Raw genomic sequence first — 24,850 nt, forward strand, 5'->3', positions numbered from 1 at the left:
GGCGCGTCCGGCCATGACCGGCGCGCTGCTGCTTGCCGGGCCGGGCGAGGCGCGCTGGGCTGCCGGCGTGGGCGAAATCCTGCGCGGGCTGGGTTTCACCATTCGGACTGTGGCGCAGGCACCGGCTGCCACGCCGGACATTGGCCTGGTGCTGGCCGGGCCAGGCGACGCCAGCGCGCTGCCCGCGTGGCACGCCGCCGGCGCCATCTGCGCCGTGGTGCTGCCCGCCGACGCGCCGGCGCCGGCCGCGCAGTGGGAGCCGGCCATCGTATGTCTGCGCGAACCCGTGACCGAAGGCGCCATCCTGGAGATGCTGGCAAACCACCACTACCTGGCCCTGTCCGCGCGCGAGGCGGCCGGCATCCCCGCCGCACTCGCCGAACAAACCTTGGGCGACCCCGAATTCGCCGCCGGGCTGGTGCGCGCGCTGGTGACCTCGACAGAGGCCGACCTGGCGCAATTACGCACCGCGGGCAGTGAACTGGAAACCCTGCGCAGCGTCGCCCACCGGCTGAAGTCTTCGGCGCACTACGTCGGCTGCCAGTCGCTGCGGGCGCTGGCGCAACGCCTCGAACATGCCGCCCGCGACGGCGATGCGGCAACCACCGCGGCGCTGGCCGCGATCTTCGCGCCGACCGTGGTGCGGCTGCTCGCACTGCTGGCGGCGCTGCCGGCAAAAAAATAAAACCTGCAAAAACCGCCGACATAGCGGGGGCGGTAATTCACCGGATAGGCGGCCGGCGTTGCGTTGATTATGCTGGATTTATCGCGGCCATTATTCCGGAGCGATTCCGGAGCGCCGTGAATGAATCGTGCTGGTTAATTTAATGCCCGCATCAATCGGATTTCCAATGCGCCGGCGCGGGTATTTTCCGGGGAGCATCATGCACCACGCCATGGCGGAATTGCCGGAATGGGCATCGTATTTCCACCTGGCTGCGGTGGCGTTGCTGCTGCTGGTGCTGGACACCGCACGCGCGGTGTACCGGGTGCTGGCCACCCCCGACGCGCGAGCCACCCGCGCGCGGCGCGTGGCGCTGGCCACGACGGGCCGGCTGCTGGCAGTGGGCGGCATCTGGATCGCCATCGTCTACGGCCATGGCGCCTGGGAGCGCGCGGGCGCGCACAATTGCCGCCACCTGCCGGCGGTGGACGCCAGCGCCCGCTACGCCGCCGAGTACTGCTACCTGCGCCAGGACCGGCTGCTGTTGCGGATCTACGATGCCCGTCGCGACGGCGTGCTGGCCCGGCGCACCTTCACCAGCGTGGAGCCGGTGCGACTGAGCTGGGATGGCCAGGCGCTGGTCTACGATGCCGCGGCGCCCGGCGCAAAAGGCCGCCTGCTGCTGCCGCCGACAATGCGTGACAAGCTGCTCGCACGGCTGCCCTGAAGCGCGCGGCGGCACGTCTGCGGCGGAAAACGCCGCGCGCCGGCAGCCCCATCGCCTCAGCCGTCCTGCTCGAACATCGCGCGGATAATGCCGCCCATTTCATGGCGGCGCGCCACCGGCATGCGCGACGCCGTGGAGACGATGCTGATGGCCGCGTCGGCGCACATCGCCAGCGGCAGTGCATAGCCCACGCCCGCCACGCCCTCGGCGCCCGCCAGCGCATAGCCTTGCCTGCGGCTGCGCTCGACGCCGCGCAGCAGCTTGAGCAGGCTCAGTCCGCCGGCCTCGTACTCGGCGCGATGGCGCTCGAAGTGCCCGCGCACGGCCTCGTTGTCCATCAGCGCCAGCAGCGCCATGCTGCCGGTGCCCTGGCCCAGCAGGCGCGAGGTGCCGGTCAGCATGTGGAAGGACTTGATGCGGTGGCTGCCTTGCTCGGTGTGCAGGCAGTGGCCGTGGTCGCCCATGCGCACGGTCAGGAAGACCGTGTCGCCGGTCAGCCGCGCCAGCGCCTTCATGCGCGTCACCAGCACGCCGTTGGGCGCGGGGCGGTTCATCGCGCGCAGGCCCAGCGCCATCGCGGCGGCGCCCAGGTGGTAGCGCTTGCCGGCGGATTCGCGCTCGATGTAGCCGGCCGATTCCAGGAAACGTGCCATGCGGTGCGCCGTGGTCCGGTCGATGCCGGTGCGCGTGGTGAGCTCCTGCAGGGTCAGCCCCACGTCGTGGTGTTCGGCGAGCAGGTGGAGCAGGGCGAACGCGCGCGACAGGCTCTGGACGCCGCCTGGCGCTGAAGGCTTGGTGGTCATGGAATGAGGCGCCGGGGCGGCACCGCGCTGGCGCAGCGCGGGCCGGCAGGGGGCTTTCGTGAACGTTGTGCACATTATGCACAAATTGCACGATTGCGGTTGTCCCGCGGGGTGCCGTGGTTTGCAATCCATGCATCACGGAACCCCCACGCCAGAGCGCGCCATGATCCCCATCGATTCCCGCATTGACCCGTCCTCGGACGCTTTCGCCGGCCAGCGCGCCGGCATGCAGGCCCTGATCGGCCGCCTGCGCACGCTCGAGCGGCGCGCCGCCGCCGCCTCCGAGCGTTCGCGCGAGGCCTTTGGCAAGCGCGGCGCGCTGCTGCCGCGCGAGCGCGTCGGCCGCCTGCTCGACCCCGGCGCGCCGTTCCTGCCGCTGGCCACGCTGGCCGGCTTCGGCATGGACGATCCCGACCCCGAGACCTCTATCCCCGGCGGCTCGCTGCTGGCCGGCATCGGCTTTGTCTGCGGCGTGCGCTGCATGGTGCTCGCTACCGATTCCGGCATCGATGCCGGCGCCATGACCGAGGCCGGCAACATGAAGCTGGTGCGCTGCCAGGAGATCGCGCTGGAAAACCGGCTGCCGCTTATCCACCTGGTGGAGTCCGCCGGCGCCAACCTGCGCAAATACCGCGTCGACAAGTTCGTGCGCGGCGGCGCGCTGTTCTACAACCTGGCGCGCCTGTCGGCGGCGGGCCTGCCGGTGATCACCGTCGTGCACGGCTCGTCCACCGCCGGCGGCGCCTACATGCCGGGCCTGTCCGACTACGTGGTGATGGTGCGCAAGCGCGCCCGCGCCTTCCTGGCCGGGCCGCCGCTGCTCAAGGCCGCCACCGGCGAGATCGCCACCGACGAGGAGCTCGGCGGCGCCGACCTGCACGCCACCGTCAGCGGCCTGGCCGAGTACCTGGCCGAGGACGACGAGCACGCCATCGCCACCGCGCGCGATATTGTCGCCAGCCTCGACTGGCCCAACGTGATGCCGCCGCCCGCGCAGCCCGCACGCCCGCCGCGGCTGGATGCGGCCGAGCTGGACGGCGTGATGACGCTGGACATGAAGCGCCCGGTCGATATGCGCGAGGTCATCGCCCGCATCGTCGACGACTCGGCCTGGCTGCCGTTCAAGCCCGACTATGGCCCCGGCACCGTGTGCGGCCATGCGCGCATCGAAGGCAATACGGTCGGCTTTATCACCAACAACGGCCCGATCGATCCGGCCGGCGCCACCAAGGCCGCGCAGTTTATCCAGCTGTGCAACCAGTCCGACACGCCGATCGTGTTCCTGCAGAACACCACCGGCTTTATCGTCGGCCGTGCTTCGGAAGAGGCCGGCATGATCAAGCACGGCGCCAAGATGATCCAGGCGCTGTCGAACTCGACCGTGCCGCAGATCACGCTGTATTGTGGCGCCTCGTTCGGCGCGGGCAATTTCGGCATGTGCGGGCGGGGCTTCCGGCCGCGCTTCTGCTTCTCGTGGCCGAATGCGCGCACCGCGGTGATGGGCGGCGAGCAGGCTGCAATGACGCTGGAGATCGTCGCGCGCCAGCAGGCCGCGCGCAAGGGCAAGCCGGTGGACGAGGCGCAGCTGGCCAGCCAGACCGCGGAGATCGTCGCCAACTTCGAGCGCCAGGCCAGCGCCTTTGTCACCAGCGGGCTGCTGCTGGACGACGGCGTGATCGACCCGCGCGATACGCGTGCCGTGCTGGCCTTCGTGCTCGCCACCGCGCGCGAGGCAAGCCTGCGCAAGCCGCATCCGATCCAGTTCGGCGTGGGCCGCTTCTGACCGGCCCGAGACATCCCGACGCAAACAAGAATTCCAGGAGACCAGCATGCTTTACACCGAAGACCACCGCAACATCATGGACAGCATCCGCCGTTTCGTGGGGGCGGAGATCGATCCTTTTGTCGACGAGTGGGAGGCCGCCGAGATCTTCCCCGCGCACGAGTTGTTCAAGAAGATGGGCGACCTCGGCTTCCTGGGCATTACCAAGCCGGTGGAATACGGCGGCATGGGGCTCGATTTCTCCTACGCCATCGCCGCCGCCGAGGCGCTGGGCTATGCGCGCGCGCAGGGCGTGGGCATGGGCGTGGGCGTGCAGACCGACATGGCTACGCCGGCGCTGACCGCGTTCGGTTCGGATGAGCTCAAGCGCAACTACCTGGCGCCTGCCATTGCCGGCGACATGGTGTGCTCGATCGGCGTGTCCGAAGCGGGGGCTGGCTCCGACGTGGCTTCCCTGAAGACCCGCGCCGTGCGCGACGGCGACGACTATGTCATCACCGGCTCCAAGATGTGGATCACCAACGGCACCCAGTCCGACTGGATCTGCCTGCTGTGCAATACCTCGGACGGCGCACCGCACAAGAACAAATCGCTGATCGTGGTGCCGCTCAAGGAAGACGGCAAGCGCGTGCGCGGTGTGGAAGTGCAGAAGATCAGGAAGTTCGGTATGTGGTGCTCGGACACCGCGCAGATCTTCTTCGACGGGGTGCGCGTGCCGGTGCGCAACCGTATTGGCGAGGAAGGCATGGGCTTTATCTACCAGATGAAGCAGTTCCAGGAGGAGCGGCTGAACGGTGCCGCGCGGCGCCTGGCCTGCACCGCGCTGATCGAAGAGACCGCAGACTACCTGCGCCAGCGCATCGCCTTCGGCAAGCCGCTGCTGGACAACCAGTTCATCCAGTTCAAGCTGGCCGAACTCAAGACCGAGATGGAGGCGCTGCGCGCGCTGGTCTATATGGCCACGCAGACCTATATCAACGGCGGCGAGGTGACAGAACTGGCGTCGATGGCCAAGCTCAAGGCGGGGCGCCTGTCGCGCGAGGTGGCCGACTGGTGCATGCAGTTCCAGGGCGGCATGGGCTATACGTGGGACAACCATGCCTCGCGCGCCTATCGCGACTTCCGCCTGGGTTCGATCGGCGGCGGCGCCGACGAAGTCATGCTGGGCGTGATCGCCAAGCAGATGGGCCTGGTGTCGCGCGGCTGACGGACACGATCGCCATGACCGAGACCGCTCGCCCCGATGCCGTGATCGTGCGCCGCGCCAGCGGCGTGCTGTTCGCCACCCTCAATATCCCCGCCACCCGCAATGCGCTGGCGCCCGAAGTCGTCGACGCGCTGGCGGCGGCGCTAGAGCAGGCCGAGAGCGATGCAGAAATCCGCGCGCTGGTGCTGCGCGGGGCCGGCGGCTTTTTCTGCGCCGGCGGCAACGTGGGCAACTTCCAGGCGCGGCTCGATGCCGACTCCAGCGAGGAGGACCCCGTCGCCACGCGCAACCGCCAGTTCGGCTATTTCATGCAGCGCCTCAGCACGCTGCCAGTACCCGTGATTGCGGCGGTCGAGGGCGCGGCGATGGGCGGTGGCATGGGCCTGGCCTGCGCGGCCGACATCGTGCTGGCCACGCGCGACGCGCGCTTTGCGCTGTCGGAAACCACGCTGGGCATCATCGCCGCGCAGATCGCGCCATTCGTGGTGCAGCGGCTGGGCGCGGTAGCCACGCGCCGGCTCGGGCTGACCGGCGAGCGCGTCAGCGGCGAGGCCGCGGTGGCGCTCGGCCTGGTCGACCAGCTTGCCGGCGATGGCGCCGAACTCGACGCACTGATCGCCGAATGGCTGACACGCATCGGCCGCTGCGGCCCGAACGCCAACCGCGTGTTCAAGACGCTGGTCAGCCGTTGCGGGCAGGAGCCCGCCGGTCCGCTGCTGGACGAGGCCTCGCGCCTGTTCGCGCAGTGCATGCGCCGCGAGGGCGCAGAGGGCGTGGCCGCGTTCCGCGAAAAGCGCGACGCGGCCTGGACTGTTCGCTTCGACGCGGCGGACGTGCGCGCGGCGCAATCGGTGCGCTGAGCGTAAGCCGGCCACTTCCAGAGTTTTACAGGAACTTCCATGTCTGCAATCAGCCGACCCTTCCACACGCTGCTCGTCGCCAACCGCGGCGAGATCGCGGTACGCATCATGCAAACCGCACGCCGCCTCGGCCTGGCAACCGTGGCCGTCTATTCCGAGGCGGACCGCCATAGCCCACATGTGGCCTTTGCCGACCGCGCGGTCTGCATCGGCGCCGCGGCGCCGCGCGAGTCGTACCTGAACATCCCGGCCATCCTCGAAGCGGCGCGCGCCAATGGCGCCGATGCGATCCATCCCGGCTACGGCTTCCTGGCCGAGAACGCCGGGTTTGCCGAAGCGGTGGCCGGCGCCGGCCTGGTCTTCGTCGGCCCGCCCGCCGAAGCCATTCGCGCCATGGGCAACAAGGCCGAGGCCAAGCGCCTGATGCTCGCCGCCGACATGCCGTGCGTGCCCGGCTACCAGGGCGCCGCGCAGGACGACGCCACGCTGCTGGCCGAAGCCAGGCAGATCGGCTTCCCGCTGATGGTCAAGGCCGCCGCGGGCGGCGGCGGACGCGGCATGCGGCTGGTGCACGACGCCGCCGCGCTGCCCGCGGCGCTGGCCAGCGCGCGCTCGGAAGCGGGCGCCGCGTTCGGCTCCGACGAGCTGATCCTGGAGCGCGCGGTGATCGCGCCGCGCCATGTGGAGATCCAGGTCTTTGCCGATACGCATGGCAACGTGATCCACCTCGGCGAACGCGACTGCTCGGTGCAGCGCCGCCACCAGAAGGTCATCGAGGAAGCGCCGTCGCCCGCGGTCAGTGCCGCGCTGCGCGCGCGCATGGGCGAGGCCGCGGTGCGCGCGGCCAGGTCGATCGGCTATGTCGGCGCCGGCACCATGGAGTTCCTGCTCGACGGCGATGGCAATTTCTACTTCATGGAAATGAACACGCGGCTGCAGGTGGAGCATGCGGTGACCGAAGCCATTACCGGCTTTGACCTGGTCGCCTGGCAGCTGCGCGTGGCGGCGGGCGAGCCGCTGCCGGTGACACAGGATCAGGTCCGCTTTGACGGCCACGCCATCGAAGTGCGCCTGACCGCTGAAGACGTACCGGCCGGCTTCCTGCCGCAGGGCGGACCGCTGCTGCGCTGGCGCCCGCCCGCGGCGGCGCGCGGCGTGCGCGTGGACCACGCGCTGGAAGAGGGCGGCGCCATTCCCACCCACTACGATTCGATGGTGGCCAAGCTGGTCGCTCACGGCGCTGATCGTGACGAAGCGCGCCGCAAGCTGCTGCGCGCGGTCGAGGACTGCGTCCTGCTGGGCGTGCCGAGCAACCAGGGCTTCCTGGCTGACTGCCTCGGCCATGCCGCCTTTGCCGGCAACGACGTGCATACCGGCTTTGTCGAGACGCATATGCAGCCCGCACTGCGCGCCGCGCCGCCGCCGCTGCAAGTGGTGGCCACCGCCGTGCTGGCGGCCGCGGGGCTGCTGCAGGGTGGCGGCAGGCCGGCGGCACTGGCGCGCTCGGTGTCGAAGGTGGCACTGTCGGCGGCGGACTCTGCCTGGGAAGCCAGCCTGCAGGCCGCGGCCGACGGCTGGTGCGTGACGCTGTGCCAGCGCGGCGACAAGCCCGGCGCCGGCGACGTGGTGATGTCGTGCGAGGTGCGCGTGCTGCGCGCCGATGCGCAGGCCGGCACCGCGCTGGTCGAATGCGGCGGCGTGGCCTGGCCGGTGGTCCACGCCTTGCGAGGTCAGGCGGTGCACCTGTTCCAGGCCGGCCGCGCCTGGCAGTTCGCGCTGAACGATCCGCGCCGCCGCCGCGATGCGGGCGCGGCCAGCGGGGCATTGCAAGCGCCGCTGGCTGCGCGCATCGTCGCGGTCCACGTGGCCGAGGGGGAGCGCGTCACGGCAGGCCAGCCGCTGGTCGTGCTGGAAGCGATGAAGATGGAACACACCATCGCCGCGCCGTTCGACGGCGTGGTGGCGGAGCTCGCCGCGCGCGCCGGCGGGCAGGCCAGCGCCGGCGCGCTGCTGGCGCGGGTGGAGGCAGACGCCGCGCAAGCCGCGGACGCAAAGGAGGCACAGGCATGAGCGATTCCAGCCAACCCGCAGCCGGCAAGACCGTGCGCATCGGCGGGGCCTCGGGGTTCTGGGGCGATTCGGCGATCGCCACGCCGCAGTTGCTGGCGGTGCCCGGCCTGCAATACCTGGTCTACGACTACCTCGCCGAAACCACCATGTCGATCCTGGCGCGCGCCCGCGCCAAGGACCCCGCCCTGGGCTATGCCACGGACTTCGTGCACGCCGCCATGGCGCCGAACCTGGCCGAGATCCTGCGCCGCGGCATCCGCGTGGTGGCCAACGCCGGCGGCCTGAATCCGCAGGCCTGCCGCGACGCGTTGCAGATAGCGGCCGCTCAGCAGGGCCTGTCGCCGCGCATCGCCGTGGTGAGCGGCGACGACGTGCAGGCACGCTTTGCGCAGTGGTGCGCGGCGGGCCTTACCGACTTGCAGGGCCAACCGGTGCCCACCAGCGAGCCCTGGTCGGCCAACGCCTACACCGGCGCGCAGGCGATCGCCCGCGCGCTGGCGCTGGGCGCCGATATCGTGATTACCGGCCGCTGCGTCGACAGCGCGGTGGTGGTGGGTGCGCTGGCGCATGAGTTCGGCTGGGACTGGTCCGACTGGGACCGTCTCGCCGCCGGCACGCTGGCCGGCCACGTGATCGAGTGCGGGGCGCAGGCCACCGGCGGGCTCTTTACCGACTGGCAGCGCGTGCCCGGCTGGGACCGCATCGGCTATCCGGTGATCGATTGCGCCGACGACGGCAGCTTCGTGCTGAGCAAGCCGGAGGACACCGGCGGGCTGGTCGATGCCGCCGCGGTGGCCGAGCAGGTGCTGTACGAGATCGGCGACCCGGCCAGCTACCTGATGCCCGACGTCGCCTGCGACTTCCGCCTGGTGCGCACCGAACAGCTGGACCCCGGCCGCGTGCGCGTGCACGCCGCGCGTGGCCGCCCGCCCGGCACGCACTACAAGGGCAACGCCACCTGGCAGGACGGCTACCAGGTCAGCCTGATGATGGCGATCCGCGGCATCGACGCCCCGGCCAAGGCCCGCCGCACCGCCGAGGCGCTGCTGGCGCGCACGCGCGCGATGCTGGCCGCGCGCGGCCTGGGCGATTACACCGAGACCGTGGTCGAGCTGCTGGGCTGTGAATCGCAGTACGGACCGCATGCGCAAGCGCTGCCGACGCGCGAAGTGGTGCTGCGCATCGGCGCGCGCCACGCGCAGGCCAAGGCGCTGGCCTTCCTGCAGCGCGAAGCCTCGTCGGCCGGCACCTCGATGGCGGCAGGCACGCGTTCGTCGTTCTCGGGGCGGGTCGATATCCAGCCGGTGGTGAAGGTGTTCTCGTTCCTGGTGCCCAAGACCGAGGTGCCGATGCGCGTGGAATTCGAGGGCGTCCAGGTCGTGCTGAACGAGGCGGCGTCGCCAACGTCAACGACGCCGCCGGCCGAGGTCGCCTTGCCCGCGCTGCCCGCCATCCCCGACGAGCCGCGCGTGCCGTGCCGGCTGGTGGCGCTGGCCTATGCGCGCAGCGGCGACAAGGGCGACGACGAGAACATCGGCGTGATCGCGCGCCAGCCGGCATACCTGCCGCTGCTGCGCGAGCAACTGACGCCGCAGGCGGTGCGCGCGTACTTTGCCCACCTGGTGCAGGGCGAAGTGGAGCGTTTCGAGGTCCCGGGCCTGCACGCGCTCAACTTCCTGATGCATGGCGCGCTTGGCGGCGGCGGCGTGGCCAGCCTGCGCTCGGATCCGCTCGGCAAGAGCTACGCGCAGATGCTGCTGGACTTCCCGCTATCCGTACCCCGGAGCTGGGCGTAGACCCGGCCCGCTATCCCGACGACAAGGAGGAGACATGAATCCATCGCAACGCATCCGGCGCCTGTTCGGCCTGAGCCTGTTCGCCGCGCTCGCTGCCGGCATCGCCACACCGGCCCTTGCGCAGGGCGACGCGTTCCCCAACCGGCCGATCCGCGTGGTGGTGCCATACACGCCCGGCGGCGTGTCCGATGCCGTGACGCGGCTCGTCATGCAGAAGCTGTCCGAGCGCCTCGGCCAGCCGGTGGTGGTGGAGAACCGCCCCGGCGCCAACGGCATGATCGGCTCGGACAACGTCGCCAAGTCGGCGCCGGACGGCTATTCGCTGCTGGTGGTGGTGGCAGCGCATGCCATCAATCCCAGCCTGTATCCGAAGATGACCTATGACCCGCTCAGGGACCTGACCGGCGTCAGCATGATCGGCCGCATTCCGCTGCTGCTGGTGTCGAGCGCGCAACTGCCGCCGGCCAGCGTGAAAGAGCTGGTGAGCTGGGGCAGGGCCAATCCCAACAAGATGACGTTCGCCTCCAGCGGCAACGGCTCCGGCGCGCACCTGGCGGGCGAGCTGTTCTCGCAGGCGGTGGGCATGCCGATGACGCACGTGCCGTACAAGGGCATCGCGCCGGCCTTGCCCGACCTCTTCTCTGGCCAGGTGGCGGTCATCTTCGACTCGGTGCAGACCATGATGCCGCAGGTCAAGGCCGGCAAGGTGCGCGCGCTGGCCATCACCAGCCCCGCGCGCTGGCCGGCGGCGCCCGATGTGCCGACCATGGCGGAAGCGGGCTACCCGGCCGTCACTGCCGGCAGCTGGATCGGCCTGATCGCGCCGGCCAGGACGCCGCCCGCGGTGCTGGCGAAGCTGTCGGCCGAGATGGATGCGGTGGTGCATCAGCCGGACGTGAGGGCGCGGTTGATCGAATACGGCATCGACCCGGTCGGCGGCAAGGCCGACCAGTTCCAGGCGTTTATCCGAGAAGAATCGGTGCGCTGGGCCGCGGTGGTGAAGAAAGGCGGCGTGAAGCTGGAGTGAGCGGCGAGGACTTGTGGCGCTATCAGCCCTGCATGGCGGCGCGCACGCGAGGTGTGGCGCTGCGGCCGGCTGGCGAGGATATGCAGCATCAGGTGCAGCCGCAGGGAGGGGCTGAGAGGCCCCAGCGCGTCCAGCCGCGCGGCCTCGCGTTCCAGCAGCCAGCCCAGCATGGCCGGCAGCAGGTCATAGCGCCCGTCGGGGAAATGATGCCGCAGCGAGCCGCGGCTGGTGCCGGCCAGCAAGGTGACGGCGGCGTCGATTAGGGACTGGCGAGTGCTGGCGCTGCGTGCAGCTTGGGTGGGCATGGGCCCGATTGTAGCAACGGCGCTGGGGCGTCCTGCGGAGGCGGACCCCTGCGAAGGCCCGCGGACCCACTGCGGGCCTTCGCCAGGCCGGACGCTGGCTGTGCAGGCTCAATGCGGCGCAGCCGCAGGGAAATCGGCGCTGCAGCTGGGCGCCCCGTCGTCGTGCGAGTGCACATGCAGCGCGCCCGGCACATGACGGCTGTCCAGGCCCTTGGCCTTCAGCCACTGCCCGGTGGTTTCCGCGGCGCGGTCGATCAGCTCGCCGCACTTGCTGTAGTCGTAGGGCGAGATGTCGAGCGGGCACAGCGGCGGCACCACGCTGATATGCGCGCGCTCGGCAAAGTGCTGCAGGTCGTTGACCAGCTGGCGCGCCACCAGCAGCGACAGCGCGTTGAAAGCATGCTCCAGCGCACCGCGCGGCGGGCGACGCTCCGCGCAGGTGAAACCCGCCGGCAGCACGATCACGCGCGTGGCGCCCAGCGCGATCGCGGTGGACACTGGCGTATTGTTGGCCACGCCACCGTCGATCAGCGTGCGCCCTTCGAACTGCACCGGCGGGAACACGCCCGGGATGGCGGCGCTGGCCAGGACCGCGTCGACGATGCTGCCATTGGAGAGCAGCACTTCATCGCCGCTTTGCATGTCGGTCGCCACGACATGCAGCGGCAGCTCCGCCGCTTCCAGCCGCCGCAACCCGAAGTGCCGCGCCAGCAGGCCGCGCAAGCCGGCCGATTCCACCAGGTGGCCGCCGCTGCCGCCGACCATGTTCCAGACGCTGCGCCAGCTCCACGGCATGATGTCCGCGCGCCGGATGCCGCGCCAGAGCTCGTCGAGCCGCCCGGCGCCGGCCACGCCCGGATTGCAGGCGAAATACGCGCCATTGATGGCGCCAGCCGAGGCGCCGATCACGATATCGGGCATTACGCCCCAGTCCACCAGCTCGCGCAGCATGCCGACCTGGATCGCACCCAGGCTGCCGCCGCCGGCAAATACGAAGGCTGTCTTTTCCATGGCTGTCCGATGCGGCGCCGCTGCGGCGGCGCCTTTCTCCCCTTGAATGTCTGTCTGCTCTAAGCAAAGCATAGGCGACATCGGCGCAGCCGGGCAGGGGCATGCGGTGCGCCTGAATAACGCAATTAACCGCCAAAAACACACATCAACCACGACCCCGGCGGGCAGGCGACGCGGGTGGTCGGGGTCCTGATGGACTGCGTGCAGGTGCGGACTGCTAGCCGAGGAATTCGTCCGAGGCGATGCCCAGTTGCGCGGCCATGTGTTCCACCAGGGCTTGCAGGCGGGCGACCTTGTCGGTCAGGGCCTGCTGCTCGGCGCGCAGTTGTTCGAGCTCGGTGGACGACACCGTGGCGCCACCTGCAGCGCGCTCGCTGCCTTCGTCGACCGCGGCGGCGCTGACTTCGCCGCTCAGCAGGTGCATCCAGCGGCTTTCGCGCGCGCCGGGCGCACGGGCCAGGCGCACCACAAAGGGCGGCGCGTGGCTGGCCAGCTCGTCCAGGAAGGCCTCGACCGACGAGATATCGGCAAAGGCGTGCAGCCGGGCCGTGTTCAGGCGCAGTTCCGCGGCGGTCTGCGGGCCGCGCAGCAGCAGCATCGCGAGCAGCGCGACCGACTGCTTGGGCACGGCCAGCGCGCGCTGCATATTGTGCTCGAAGCGCGGCACGCGGCTGCTGCTGCCTTCAAAGACCAGGCTCAGGCCCTTGAGGCCGTCGATGGCGTCGAGGATCTCGGCCTCGCTCACGTTCATCACCGGCGCGCGGGCGGTTTTCTGGTTGCAGCCAGAGGCCAGTGCGTTGAGCGACAGCGGGTAGGTGTCGGGAACGGTGTGCTGCTTTTCGACCAGCACGCCCAGCACACGGCCCTCCACGGGGGTCAGGGCGCGCAGCGCCGCGCGGGCGGGACGGTCGCCGGGCTGGTTGGTATCGGCGGTGGAACCGGAATCGAAATCGGAATCGGAATGCATCAAGGCTCGGATCTGGGCTGGAGGGGAAGGGTGGCGGCGGACGCGGGTGCGGGCCGGCCGAGGCGATCATTCAATCCCAAGCCGGCCTAATCCGCAACTGTGCCATGCCCCGCACCGGGGAAACCGCCCGCGGGCGGCGCACCCCTCGCATTCTGCGCCGCGCCGACTACTATCGATAGGCCGCGCCGCCACAGCCGGGCAGGCTCGGGTCCAGACAGGAGGGCAGCATGGGGATTTCGCAGACGGAAGCGATGGGTCGGGGCGCGGCGGAGGCGGCCGGCGGCGCCTCCGAGGTGGCACCGGAGGCGGGCGGCGGGCTGGAAGCCCCGTACTCCACGCTGGAGTCGCGCTGGCACCAGATGTTCCCGCGGCTCAGCACGGAGGACATGGCACGGGTGCGGCGCTTCGGCACGCAGCAGTGCTGGCGCACCGACGAGAAGCTGTTCGCGATCGGTCAGACCGGCCGGGGCATGTATCTGGTCACCAGCGGCTGCGTGCGCATCGTGCGGCGCGACGGGCTGGGCCGCGAGCATTCGATCACCGAGCTGGGCCCTGGCCATTTCCTGGCCGAGGTCGGCACGCTGAGCGGCCGTCCCGCGCTGGTCGACGGCGTGGCCGTGACCGACACCGAGGGCTACGCGATCACGCCCGAGCGGCTGCGCGCGCTGCTGGTGGCCGAGGCCGAGCTGGGCGAACGCATCATGCGCGCGCTGATCCTGCGCCGCGTGGGTCTGATCGAATTCGGCAGCGGGCCGGTGCTGGTGGGCCACGGCGCCGAGCCGCTGCTGCTGTCGCTGCAGGCCTTCCTGCGGCGCAACGGCTACCCGCACAGCGTGATCGACATGGACGCCGACGATGAATGCTCGCTGTTGCTCGAATACGCCAATGCCCCGGCCAGCGACTTCCCGCTGGTGATCTGCCCCGACGGCAGCGTGCTGCGCGCACCGGATGAAGGCCAGCTGGCTTCATGCCTGGGGCTGCTGCCGGAGTTCGACCCGCACCATGTATATGACGTGGTGGTGGTGGGCGCCGGGCCGGCCGGGCTGGCCACCGCAGTGTATGCGGCCTCGGAAGGCTTGTCGGTGGCGGTGATCGACTGCCGCTCGCCCGGCGGGCAGGCGGGGGCGAGCGCGCGCATCGAGAACTACCTGGGCTTTCCGACCGGCATCTCGGGGCAGGCGCTGGCGGGGCGGGCCTTCGTGCAGGCGCTGAAGTTCGGCGCGCATATGGCAATCCCGCTGGAGGTAAAGGCGCTGCATTGCGGCGCCGACCCGATCCGGCTGGAACTGGCGGACGGACGCCTGATCCCCACGCACACGGTGGTGATCGCCACGGGCGCGCAGTACCGGCGTCCGGGCATCCCGGGGCTGGAGCACTTTGAAGGGCGCGGGGTTTACTACTGGGCCTCGCCGGTGGAGGCCAAGCTGTGCCGCGAGGAGCCGGTGATGCTGGTCGGCGGCGGCAACTCGGCGGGGCAGGCGGCGGTCTACCTGGCCTCGCACGCCGCGCACGTGCACATGCTGGTGCGCGGACCCGGGCTGGCCGCGACCATGTCGCGCTACCTGATCGACCGCCTCGGCTCGCTGCCCAACGTCACGCTGCACACGCACGCGCAGGTCTGCGCGCTGTCGGGCGAAGGATGGTTGTCCAGCGTGCGCTACGAGGCCGCGGCGGAAAGCCCGCAGCCCATCGAGATGGACGTGCGGCACCTGTTCCTGTTTATCGGCGCCGATCCCAACACGGAATGGCTGCGCACCTGCAACGCGGAGGTCGACGACAAGGGCTTCGTGCGCACCGGTGGCGGCTCGCTGGGCTGCGCGTCCGTGGTGCCGTATCCGCTGCAGACCAGCGTGCCCGGCGTGTTCGCCATCGGCGATGTGCGTTCGGGCTCGATCAAGCGGGTCGCCGCGGCGGTGGGCGAGGGCGCGGCGGTGGTGGCGCAGATCCACGACTACCTGTCCAAGGTGCAGGTGGCCGTGGCGCAGTGAGCGCGGCCGCTCAGGACTGCGCCTCGCGCTCGAGCAGCTCGCGCTTGCGCGCCACGCCCCAGCGGTAGCCGGACAGGTTGCCGTCGCTGCGCACCACGCGATGGCAGGGGATGGCCACCGCCAGGTGGTTGGCGGCGCAGGCCTGCGCCACCGCACGGACCGCGCGCGGCGCGCCGATGCGGGCCGCGATCTCGGCATAGCTGGCGGTCGTGCCCGCGGGGATTTGCTGCAGGGCCTGCCACACGCGTTGCTGGAACGCGGTGCCGCGCACATCCAGCGGCAGGTCCAGCCCGATCAATGGCGCCTCGATAAAACCGACTACCCGCGCCACCAGTTGCTCGAACTGCGCATCGCCGCCGATCAGGTTGGCGCGCGGGAACTGGTCCTGCAGCGCCTGCAGCAGCGCCTGCGGATCGTCGCCCAGCAGGATCGCGCATACGCCGCGCTCGCTCTGCGCCACCAGGATCGCACCCAGCGAGCACTGGCCAATGGCAAAGCGGATATCGGTGTCCACGCCGCCGGCGCGGTAGCGCGACGGAGTCATGCCGAGCACCGCGTCGGCCTTCTCATAGAAGCGGCTGTTGGAGCCGAAGCCAGCGTCGTAGATCGCCTCGGTGACGGAGTCGCTGGTGCCGAGCTGTTCGCGCAGCTTCCTGGCGCGCTGCGCGGCGGCGTAGGCGCGCGGCGTCACGCCGGTGGCGGCCTTGAAGATGCGGTGGAAATGGTAGGGGCTGACGCCCGCGGCCCGGGCCAGCGCCGGCAGCGTCGGCAGCGTGTCCGAGGCCTCGATGCGGCGGCAGGCCTCGGCCACGATCACCGCGTGCTGCGCGGCAAGTTCGGGCGCTGCGGCGCGGCGGCTGGGCCGGTAGCCGGCGGCCTTGGCCGCGGCGGCGTTGTCGAAGAACTCGACATTGGCCGGATGCGGCAGGCGCGAGGGACTGCTCGGCAGGCAGTAGACGCCGGTGGTCCTGACCGCGTAGACAAAGGCATCGTCTGCGGACGGATCGCGCGCCAGCACGCGGGCCCAGCGCGGATCGTTCTCGACGGTGGTGGCAGGGGTTCGATGCGGATTCGGCATGGGCTCGCTTGCCTCGGTTCGGTGAGTCAGACGGTGGCGCATGGCAACCCTCACGTGGCGTCGTGGAAGATGATGCCCAGTGTGTAGCGCTGGCCCGCATGCAGCCGGCTCACGCCGTGCCGCAGGTTGACGCGGTAGCTGCCGCGGCTGCCCTGCACCGGGCGCTGGCTGACCGCAAAGACCACGGCATCGCCCTGGCGCAGCGTCACCACCTCCGCGCGCGACTGCATGCGCGGCCGCTGCTCGGTCATCACGAACTCGCCGCCGCTAAAGTCGCGCCCCGGCTCGGACAGCAGGATCGCGACCTGCAGCGGGAACACATGCTCGCCATACAGGTCCTGGTGCAGGCAGTTGTAGTCGCCGGGGCCGTAGCGCAGCAGCAGCGGGGTGGGGCGCAGCTGGCCGGCGCGGTGACAGCGGGCGAGATAGTCCACGTGCGCGGCCGGATAGCGCGTATCGATGCCCATGGCGGCGTTCCAGCGATTGGCCACCGGCACCAGGTGCGGGTACAGCGCGGCACGCAAGTCGGCAACGGTGCCAGGCAGGGGATAGGCGAAGTACTTGTACTCGCCGCGCCCGAAGCCGTGGCGTGCCATGACGACGCGCGAGCGGAACAGCGCGTCGTGCGCGTAGCAAGTTGCCAGGGCTTCGCATTCGGCGGGTGACAGCAGGCTTCGGATCGCGGCACAGCCATAGTCGTCCAGTGCTGCGCCGAGTGCGGTCCAGTCCACGCGCTCCACGCGCATGGCGAAATCGGTCTGCGGTGCGGATTTCAGCTTGGCCGTTGGCGCTGGGCCGCCCGGTGCGGGGATTGGCCAGCGCGGGCCCGCCACAGCCACGTCGCGGGCCTGGGGACGCTGTGCCTGCTTGATGCTGCTCACTGCCGTTCTCCTGTGTCTGGCTTGCATGGTGCCAACTTTAGGCCGCTGGCGCGCGCACGACACTCCGGGTCTTGCTTTTGAATTCTGCCCGGCGAAGGACCTTGGGAATACAGCGGTGGTGCGCTTTGCCATGTAAAAACCCCCAAAAGTTGTCTCCAACTTCTGGGGGCAGTTCACTGGCGGGAGGGGGCAAACAAACAGTAACGCGAGAGCCTTACTGCATCTTGTCCAGGTTCCCGATCCGAACCAGCATCTCCGTAAACATCTGCATATCCAGGTTCAGGTCGGCCACTTCCTTGTACTCGCGCGCGTTGTGCGCGGTGTACTTCTTGCCCGGCATCGCCGGCCCGAAGTTGATCGCATTGGGCATCAGCTTGGCCGTGGTGCTGCCCGCGGTGGACACCGGCTTGGCCTCCAGCCCCGTGGTATCGCCAAAGATATTCAGCAGCGTGCTGAGCCACGCGCCCTTGGGATCGCGCGCCATCCAGTTGCCCTGGTCATACTTTATCTCGACCGGCCCATGCGTGGCGGCCCAGCCGAAGATGCGCTTGGTGATCTTGCCGCCCAGCTCATCGGGCGTGCGCCCGCGCGGCATGCGCACATTGGTGACCACGTCGACGTATTCGCCGCGTTCGCGCACGAGCGTGGGCGACATCGTCAGCGGGCCCATGAAGGGATCGCGATAGGCCACCTCCATCTTGTTGCCGAGGTAGTCCAGCCCGTACAGGTCGTTCAGGTAACGAACCGCGTTCAGGTAGTGGTTCTCGGCAAAGCCCACGTCGCTGGCTTGCAGGAACAGCGCCAGGCGCGGCAGCGGATTGACGCCTTCCTCGGGACGCGAGCCATGCGCCGAGGCGCCGGTGACCTTGACCTCGACCTCGTTACCATCGCGCTTCACGTCGATCGAGAACTTGCCGCGCGGCGTGTAGCGGCGCAGGAATTCAGACCGCGCCTGTTCCAGCGCTACGACCACCGCCGCGGGATCGCCGCCCGCAATCCGTGCGGTGGCGGTTTCCGGGATGGCGTTGGCCGAGGCCGCGCCGCGCATGGTGACGATGGCAGGGCCCCTGGTATCGGCCTTGCTGCGTTCCGCCTTGCCGTCCGCCGACTTGATGCCGAACGAGACTGTCAGCGTGCCAGCGCCTTTCTCCGCCACCACGGCGGGATATTTGCTGTCCAGCACCACGTTGTACTCCGGCAGCGTGGTGTGCTGGCGGTAATACTTCATGCCGTCGCCACCGGTTTCCTCGGTGGTCTCGATCATCAGCCGGATGGTGCGCTCCAGCGGCACCCCGCTTTCCTTGACCGTCTTCATCGCGTACAGCACCGCGGCGATCGAGCCCTTGTCGTCGATGGTGCCGCGCCCGTACAGCGTGTCGCCAATGCGCGTGAGCCGGAACGGATCGAGTTTGGTGCCGTCGTCGAGCACCCATTCTTCGGCGATGGCCGGCACCACGTCGGCGTGCGTGAGGATGCCGAAGGTGTCCTTGCCGCCGCCGGGGAGTGTGACCTCGAACACCCGGTTGTCCACGTTGCGGTAGGCCAGCCCGAAATCGCGCGCCATGGCCTCGACCAGCTTGCCGAACTCGATAATGGCGGGGTGCTCGTGCTGCGCGACCTTCTCGTCGCGCACGGTGCGCAGCGCCACCATCCTGCCGATGGTGTCGATCACCGCGGCCTCGTTGTGGACGCGGTTGTAGACCCCCAGCAGGCGCCCGATATTGACCAGGTTGTCGCCCGACAACGGGCCCTTGGCCTGCCACGCGGCCACCGCCGGTGCCACCGCCGGCTCCGCCTTGGCCGCGGCCGCCATGAAGGCCTGCAGGTCGGTGGCTTTGGTGCTGGCGACAAGCGCCTCCAGCGCTGGCTTCTTCAGGGTTTGCGCCTGCGCGGGATGGGCCAGCAGCAGCGACAACGCCAGCATGGGTGCCCACCGGTAAAGGGTCGGAAGGCGGCAAGGTCGGGTCATTGCGGGAAAACGAGTATGAGGGGATGCCGCATGATAGGGCACTCGCCAGGGTTTTCAGAAGAAATATGCTTTTGCGTCCGCGCAGACGGGAACCCTCTCGGCGTGATAGGCACTTCCTATGCGGTTTCGATAGCGTCAGTCAATCATCGCGGTTAAAACGATGAATTGTACAAATCACATCCCGATCGACAGAATGAGGCCTTCGCTGCAACCCGCAGCCGAAACCAACCCACCGATCCAGACCAAGGAGTGATCTGATGCTGCAATCCCGTGAAGGCCAACGCGTTCCCAATGTCGCTTTCCGCGTGCGTGAAGACAACGAGTGGAAGACCATCACCACCGGCGAGCTGTTCAGCGGCAAGACCGTGGTCGTGTTCTCGCTGCCGGGCGCCTTCACGCCGACGTGCTCGTCCACCCACCTGCCGCGCTACAACGAACTGGCACCGGTGTTCGCCAAAAACGGTGTCGACGACATCCTGTGCGTGTCGGTCAACGACACCTTCGTGATGAACGAGTGGGCCAAGGACCAGGAATCCGAAAACATCACCATGATCCCCGACGGCAACGGTGAATTCACCGAAGGCATGGGCATGCTGGTAGACAAGGCTGACCTGGGCTTCGGCAAGCGCAGCTGGCGCTATTCCATGCTGGTCAAGGACGGCGTGGTGCAGAAGATGTTCATCGAGCCGGAAGAGCCGGGCGACCCGTTCAAGGTGTCCGACGCCGACACCATGCTGGCCCATATCGCCCCGGACGCGCGCAAGCCTGACCAGGTGGTGGTGTTCTCCAAGGTCGGCTGCTCGTACTGCGCCAAGGCCAAGCAACTGCTGGACGACAACGGCTACGACTACATCGACGTGCCGCTGGACAACAAGGTGCGCGGCAAGGTGCTGGGCGCCGTGTCGGGCGAGATGACGGCACCGCAGGTCTTCATCAACGGCAAGCTGGTCGGCGGCGCCGAAGCGCTGCAGCAGTACCTGGCCAGGTAAGCCACCCGATCCCCGTCGAATTCCGCTCGCGCGGACCGGCAGTCGCCGGACCCGATGGCGCCGCCTTGCCTGGCGGCGCCATCCAGCCCGCTGATTGACGCCAGCTGTCACCATAAAAACAGAGGAACCGTACGCCATGACTACCATCCAGACCGACGTCGCCGTGATCGGCGCAGGCACCGCCGGCCTTGCCGCCTACCGCGCCGCGATTGCCGCCGGCAAGCGCGCCGTGATCATCGAAGGCGGCCCGTACGGGACCACCTGCGCCCGCGTGGGCTGCATGCCGTCCAAGCTGCTGATCGCCGCCGCCGAGGCCGCGCACGAGCTGCGCCAAACCGCGCCGTTCGGCGTGCATGTCGACGGCCAGGTCCGCATCGACGGCCGCGAGGTGATGGCCCGCGTGCGCAGCGAACGCGACCGCTTTGTCGGCTTCGTGGTGCGCGGCGTCGAGACCATCCCGGAAGCGGACCGCATCCGCGGCTACGCCCGCTTTATCGACAACACCACGCTGGAAGTGGACGGCCAGACCACCGTGCGCGCCAGCCGCGTGGTCATTGCCACCGGCTCCACGCCGACGCTGCCGGCGCCGTTCAAGGCCTTCGGCGACCGCCTGATCGTCAATGACGACGTGTTCGCGTGGGAAGACCTGCCCGGCAGCGTGGTGGTGTTCGGCCCGGGCGTGATCGGGCTGGAGCTGGGCCAGGCGCTGTCGCGGCTGGGCGTGCGGGTGCGCGTGTTCGGCGTCAGCGGCTCGCTCGGGCCGCTCACCGATCCGGTGATCCGTGCCTACGCCGCCAAGGCATTCAACGATGAGTTCTACCTCGATCCGGACGCCAAGGTGACCGGGATGGCCCGCGAGGGCGACCAGGTCGTGGTGACCTACCTCGACCGCGAAGGCCGCAGCGTGACCGAGCGCTTCGACTACGCGCTCGCCGCCACTGGCCGCGCGCCCAATGTGCGCGGCCTGGGCCTGGAGAACACCGGCCTGGCGCTGGACAAGCGCGGCGTGCCGCTGTTCGATGCGCAGACGCTCCAGTGCGGCAACGCGCCGGTATTCATTGCCGGCGATGCCAACAACATCCTGCCGCTGCTGCATGAAGCCGCGGACGAAGGCAAGGCCGCCGGCGAGAACGCCGCCAGCTATCCGCAGGTGAAGCCGCTGGCGCGCCGCGCGCCGATCGGCGTGGTGTTTTCGGACCCGCAGATTGCCATGGTCGGCCAGCGCTTTGCAGACCTGGCCGAAGGCAGCTTCGTCACCGGCGAGGTCAGCTTCGAAGACCAGGGCCGCAGCCGCGTGATGCTGAAGAACCGCGGGCTGATGCACGTCTACGGCGACAAGGCCACCGGCCGCTTCCTGGGCGCCGAATGGACCGGTCCACGCGCCGAGAACATCGCCCACCTGCTGGCCTGGTCGTACCAGCAAGGCCTGACCATCGAGCAGATGCTGGGCATGCCGTTCTATCACCCGGTGGTGGAAGAGGGCCTGCGCACGGCGCTGCGCGATGCGGCGGCAAAGCTGGTGGCGTAAGCAGCAGCCTTGCGGTTGCTAGACAGGTCTGTCTGCCACGTGTTGCCCCATGGTGCAGGGCGTGCAGTTTGCTGCCCGGCTACCCCACCTGACTACCTGCCTGGCGCGCGGCGACTGCTATTTCGGCGCCCGCCGCACCGTGGTGGGCAGCGTGACGTACCGCTTCTGACGCGACTAGTGCGCCATCGCGTTGTCGATGGCGCGCTGCAGCCGCTCCATGCCGAAGGTCACGTCCTGCACCGCGCCGTTGACGAAGAACGACGGGGTGCCGCGCACCTGGCAGCGCGTGCCGCCCTGCAGGTCGGCGCGGATGCGGGGCAGGTGATTGTGCGCGGCCATGTCGCGGTCATAGCGATCGAGGTCCAGCCCGGCCATGCCGGCATAGTGGCGCAGCGCGTCGGGCTTCAGGCCCTGCGGGTGCTCGTAGAGCATGCGGTACATCTGCCAGAAGCGGTCCTGCGCCGCCGCGGCTTCCGCGGATTCGGCGGCGGCTTCGGCGGACGGGTGCCAGTTGGTCATCGGGTAGTGCCGGTAGACGAAGCGCACCTGCGGGCCGTAGTGCTCCAGCAGGATCTTCATCGCGCCATAGGCGATGCGGCAATAGGAGCACTCGAAGTCGCCGTATTCGACGACGGTGACTTTGGCGGTGTCGGGGCCGATGGCGTGGTCGGCAGCGGTGACGGCGACTTCCAGCATTGGCGTTCTCCGGTGCGTGCGCGGCAAGCATGCGCGGATCTCTGGTGCGGGAGGTTCCAGTTTAGTCCTCGCCGGCGGCAAGCGCGGGTAGTCGTACCGACCGTTACGGCACGATCGACAGGAACAGGTAGGCCGCCAGGATCACCAGGTGCACCACGCCTTGCAGGATGGTGGTGCGCCCCATGCCCAGCGTCAGCGACGACACCACCAGCGTCAGCACCAGCAGCACCATGTCCTTGGCACCCAGTCCCAGCTCCAGCGGCTGGCCGATCCAGATAAATACCGCGGCCACCGTCGGGATGGTCAGCCCGATGCTGGCCAGCGCCGAGCCCAGCGCCAGGTTCAGGCTGGTCTGGATGCGGTCGGCGCGCGCCGCGCGCAGCGCGGCCAGCCCCTCGGGCAGCAGCACCATGGCGGCGATCACGATCCCAACCACCGCGGCCGGCGCGCCCGCCTTCAGCACCGCGGCCTCGACCGAGGGCGACAGCAGCTTGGCCAGCGCCACCACCAGCACCAGGCAGACGACCAGCAGCGCGCCGCTGGCCAGCGCGATGCGCGCGGGCGGGGGCGGGGCATGGACGCTCTCGTCCGAGCTGCCTTCGGCCAGGAAGTAGTCGCGGTGGCGGATGGTCTGCACGAACACGAACGAGCCGTACAGCACCAGCGACATCACGCCCGCGAAGGCCAGCTGCGCCGGCGTCAGCACCGGGCCCGGCGACGAGCTGGTGTAGTTGGGCAGCACCATGGTCAGCACCAGCAGCGCCGCCAGCACCGCCATCGCGGCATTGGCGCCGGGCGCCTGGAAGGCCTGCTCGCGGTGGTGCAGGCCGCCGACGAACAGGCACAGCCCGACGATGCCGTTGCAGATCAGCATGACCGCGGCAAACACGGTGTCGCGCGCCAGGCCGGCCTTCTCCGGGCCGGACGACAGCATTACCGAAACAATCAGCGCCACTTCGATCACCGTCACGGCGATCGCCAGCACCAGCGTGCCGAAGGGCTCGCCCACCTTGTGCGCCACCACTTCGGCGTGGTGCACGGCCGAGAAGACGGCGCCGGCCAGTGCCGCCGCCATCAGCGCGATCAGCCAGCCCTGGTCGGGCAGCAGCCAGGCCAGGCCAAGCGTGGCCACGGCGGCCAGCGGCGCCCAGAGGGTCCAAGCCGGCAGCTTGTTGGAAGTCAGTGCCATCCCTGTTTTGTCCTTTCTTGTCGTTGTACCGTGCCGGGCGGCACGGGCGCGCCTGACGGCACGCATGATAGCGGAGGGGTGTGCCGCGAAAGCCACTATGGATGGGTGCGGCAACAGTGGTATGGCAGACGGGAAGCCGATCGGTTCCATTCAATTGCCGAAATTTGCGGGCAATTGGATACGGTTTGCTGCGGAATCTGGGTGGGCGGAACTGAAAGCTGCGCTTCAGTGGAAAGGCGGTTTGTCTTCCTCAGCCGGCGCGCGCTTGGGCGCCCGCTCTCGCAAGGCGGGATGGTTGCGCAGGATCCACCGCGCGGCAAACAGCAATGCGATCAGGCACCCGAAAAAATACGCGCACAAGGCGACGACGTTTTGCATGGCTTTGATTGACCCGGAGTGTCGGCTCTTGTGGCCGGTGTGAGCGGAGTATGCGCAGCATTCGCAACGTCCGACACCCTCATGAGGTGGGGCAGGCGCCGCCTTTGCGTGCGCCGGGTCACACAGGGACACCCAGGAACAAGGGGGGCAACTCAGGCCGCGTCGGGAATCGGTGCGCCCGGCACCTTGGGTGCCGGCTCGGCGTGCATGGCGTCTGCCGGCAGGAGGTTCAGGAAGGTCCGCGCCACCTCCGGCTCGCGGCAGGCCAGCCAGTCGTCCCACTGCGCGCGCGGCACGATCACCACCGAGCGCTTCTCGTCGCCCGGCTTGTGGAAGCGCTGCATCACCGGGTGCCGGTCGGAGTTGACGGTCAGCATGGTGAACGACAGGGCCTGGTCCGGCCAGCCGCGCCACAGGCCCGCAATGCCGAAGGCCGGCTCGCCCGGCAGCGTGATGCGCCAGCGCACCGGCTTGCCGGGCGGGCCGCCGGGCACCGCGTCCTCGGGGTAGGCGAATTCGTAGAACGCGGTCGCCGGCACCAGGCACAGCTGGCCCTGGCGCCAGTAGCGGGCGAAAGCGGGGCGTTCGCCCACGGTCTCGCTGCGGGCATTGGTGGTGTCGTAGCGGCGTGCGCCGGGCGGGATGCGCTGGCGCGGCACCATGCCGAACGTGGCCAGGTCGGCGCTGCGGGTGCCGTCGTCGGTGGCGCGCACGATCGGCGCCAGGTAGTCAGGGTAGGTCTCGGCCTTGAACAGCCCGGGCGGCGGTTCCACGCCGAAGATGTCGCGCAGGACCAGGCGCTGGACCGGGGCGTAATTGGTGCACATGTGCTGCCTCCTTGCCGTGATGCGGGCTATCGTCGGCGCCGCGCGGCATGCCGTCAAGCACACCGCGCGCCGGCACGGTGCGGCAGGCGGCGCACCCGCGCATGGCA

General features: G+C 69.5%; 20 protein-coding genes. 11 read left to right on the forward strand and 9 right to left on the reverse strand.

From position 1 onward, the window contains the following. Positions 1 to 13: 13 nt before the first annotated feature. Together AC10V3_RS26450 and AC10V3_RS26455 are read left to right on the forward strand one after the other, a co-directional pair. A complete protein-coding gene (locus AC10V3_RS26450; RefSeq protein WP_022538319.1) occupies positions 14 to 685 on the forward strand; it encodes an Hpt domain-containing protein in 672 nt (223 codons plus the stop codon). Between the two features lie 199 nt (positions 686 to 884). Beyond that, complete coding sequence (locus AC10V3_RS26455) at positions 885 to 1,391, forward strand: hypothetical protein (RefSeq protein WP_490924229.1); 507 nt, start codon at positions 885 to 887, stop codon at positions 1,389 to 1,391. A 56-nt stretch (positions 1,392 to 1,447) separates the two neighbouring features. On the opposite strand, the gene AC10V3_RS26460 is transcribed toward AC10V3_RS26455, so the two are convergent. Then, positions 1,448 to 2,194: an IclR family transcriptional regulator gene (locus tag AC10V3_RS26460; RefSeq protein ID WP_022538321.1), complete on the reverse strand. Its 747-nt coding sequence runs from the start codon at positions 2,192 to 2,194 to the stop codon at positions 1,448 to 1,450. Between the two features lie 163 nt (positions 2,195 to 2,357). On the opposite strand from AC10V3_RS26460, the gene AC10V3_RS26465 reads away from it, so the two are divergent. Genes AC10V3_RS26465 through AC10V3_RS26490 form a run of 6 tightly spaced genes read left to right on the forward strand, consistent with a single transcriptional unit; the run spans position 2,358 to position 10,937 of the window. Next, a complete protein-coding gene (locus AC10V3_RS26465) occupies positions 2,358 to 3,977 on the forward strand; it encodes an acyl-CoA carboxylase subunit beta (RefSeq protein ID WP_041681747.1) in 1,620 nt (539 codons plus the stop codon). 46 nt (positions 3,978 to 4,023) lie between these two features. After that, the gene (locus AC10V3_RS26470; RefSeq protein ID WP_022538323.1) at positions 4,024 to 5,184 is read left to right on the forward strand and encodes an acyl-CoA dehydrogenase family protein; all 1,161 of its coding nucleotides are present in this window, start codon (positions 4,024 to 4,026) and stop codon (positions 5,182 to 5,184) included. A 14-nt stretch (positions 5,185 to 5,198) separates the two neighbouring features. After that, complete coding sequence (locus tag AC10V3_RS26475) at positions 5,199 to 6,044, forward strand: enoyl-CoA hydratase/isomerase family protein (protein WP_490924230.1); 846 nt, start codon at positions 5,199 to 5,201, stop codon at positions 6,042 to 6,044. A gap of 39 nt (positions 6,045 to 6,083) precedes the next feature. After that, entirely contained in the window at positions 6,084 to 8,114 is a 2,031-nt protein-coding gene (locus AC10V3_RS26480) for an acetyl/propionyl/methylcrotonyl-CoA carboxylase subunit alpha (protein WP_490924231.1), read from the forward strand. Continuing rightward, on the forward strand, positions 8,111 to 9,910 hold the full coding sequence (locus tag AC10V3_RS26485; protein WP_454752993.1) for an acyclic terpene utilization AtuA family protein: 1,800 nt from the start codon (positions 8,111 to 8,113) through the stop codon (positions 9,908 to 9,910). Before AC10V3_RS26480 ends, AC10V3_RS26485 begins: the two co-directional genes overlap by 4 nt. Positions 9,911 to 9,944: 34 nt before the next feature. Then, positions 9,945 to 10,937 (forward strand): Bug family tripartite tricarboxylate transporter substrate binding protein, encoded by a 993-nt coding sequence (locus AC10V3_RS26490; RefSeq protein WP_454752994.1) that lies wholly within the window; start codon positions 9,945 to 9,947, stop codon positions 10,935 to 10,937. Between the two features lie 413 nt (positions 10,938 to 11,350). Here AC10V3_RS26490 and AC10V3_RS26495 read toward each other — a convergent pair whose 3' ends face one another. Together AC10V3_RS26495 and AC10V3_RS26500 are read right to left on the reverse strand one after the other, a co-directional pair. Further along, entirely contained in the window at positions 11,351 to 12,253 is a 903-nt protein-coding gene (locus AC10V3_RS26495; RefSeq protein WP_022538328.1) for a patatin-like phospholipase family protein, read from the reverse strand. A gap of 217 nt (positions 12,254 to 12,470) precedes the next feature. Continuing rightward, positions 12,471 to 13,220 (reverse strand): YceH family protein, encoded by a 750-nt coding sequence (locus tag AC10V3_RS26500; RefSeq protein WP_022538329.1) that lies wholly within the window; start codon positions 13,218 to 13,220, stop codon positions 12,471 to 12,473. A gap of 227 nt (positions 13,221 to 13,447) precedes the next feature. On the opposite strand from AC10V3_RS26500, the gene AC10V3_RS26505 reads away from it, so the two are divergent. Continuing rightward, positions 13,448 to 15,208: an FAD-dependent oxidoreductase gene (locus AC10V3_RS26505; RefSeq protein ID WP_490924232.1), complete on the forward strand. Its 1,761-nt coding sequence runs from the start codon at positions 13,448 to 13,450 to the stop codon at positions 15,206 to 15,208. Between the two features lie 10 nt (positions 15,209 to 15,218). Here the strand turns inward: AC10V3_RS26505 and ada are convergent, their stop codons facing one another. The 3 genes from ada to AC10V3_RS26520 form a co-directional block, all read right to left on the reverse strand. Then, positions 15,219 to 16,286: a bifunctional DNA-binding transcriptional regulator/O6-methylguanine-DNA methyltransferase Ada gene (gene ada, locus AC10V3_RS26510; RefSeq protein ID WP_490924233.1), complete on the reverse strand. Its 1,068-nt coding sequence runs from the start codon at positions 16,284 to 16,286 to the stop codon at positions 15,219 to 15,221. 50 nt (positions 16,287 to 16,336) lie between these two features. Further along, entirely contained in the window at positions 16,337 to 17,032 is a 696-nt protein-coding gene (locus AC10V3_RS26515; protein ID WP_454753546.1) for a 2OG-Fe(II) oxygenase, read from the reverse strand. Between the two features lie 349 nt (positions 17,033 to 17,381). Further along, positions 17,382 to 19,091 (reverse strand): dipeptidase, encoded by a 1,710-nt coding sequence (locus AC10V3_RS26520; RefSeq protein ID WP_490924234.1) that lies wholly within the window; start codon positions 19,089 to 19,091, stop codon positions 17,382 to 17,384. 302 nt (positions 19,092 to 19,393) lie between these two features. Here AC10V3_RS26520 and AC10V3_RS26525 point away from each other — a divergent pair, with 302 nt between their 5' ends. Continuing rightward, complete coding sequence (locus AC10V3_RS26525) at positions 19,394 to 20,125, forward strand: glutathione peroxidase (protein WP_490924235.1); 732 nt, start codon at positions 19,394 to 19,396, stop codon at positions 20,123 to 20,125. 136 nt (positions 20,126 to 20,261) lie between these two features. Then, positions 20,262 to 21,653, forward strand: coding sequence for a dihydrolipoyl dehydrogenase (locus AC10V3_RS26530; protein ID WP_490924236.1), 1,392 nt, complete (start codon positions 20,262 to 20,264; stop codon positions 21,651 to 21,653). Between the two features lie 174 nt (positions 21,654 to 21,827). Here AC10V3_RS26530 and AC10V3_RS26535 read toward each other — a convergent pair whose 3' ends face one another. The 3 genes from AC10V3_RS26535 to AC10V3_RS26545 all read right to left on the reverse strand — a co-directional run bounded on the left by AC10V3_RS26535 (position 21,828) and on the right by AC10V3_RS26545 (position 24,743). Continuing rightward, complete coding sequence (locus AC10V3_RS26535; protein WP_022538337.1) at positions 21,828 to 22,349, reverse strand: DsbA family protein; 522 nt, start codon at positions 22,347 to 22,349, stop codon at positions 21,828 to 21,830. A gap of 103 nt (positions 22,350 to 22,452) precedes the next feature. Then, a complete protein-coding gene (locus AC10V3_RS26540; protein ID WP_490924237.1) occupies positions 22,453 to 23,538 on the reverse strand; it encodes a calcium:cation antiporter in 1,086 nt (361 codons plus the stop codon). A gap of 530 nt (positions 23,539 to 24,068) precedes the next feature. After that, positions 24,069 to 24,743, reverse strand: coding sequence for an SOS response-associated peptidase (locus AC10V3_RS26545; RefSeq protein WP_490924238.1), 675 nt, complete (start codon positions 24,741 to 24,743; stop codon positions 24,069 to 24,071). Positions 24,744 to 24,850: the final 107 nt, after the last annotated feature.

Source organism: Cupriavidus sp. PB-02, from assembly GCF_058252315.1.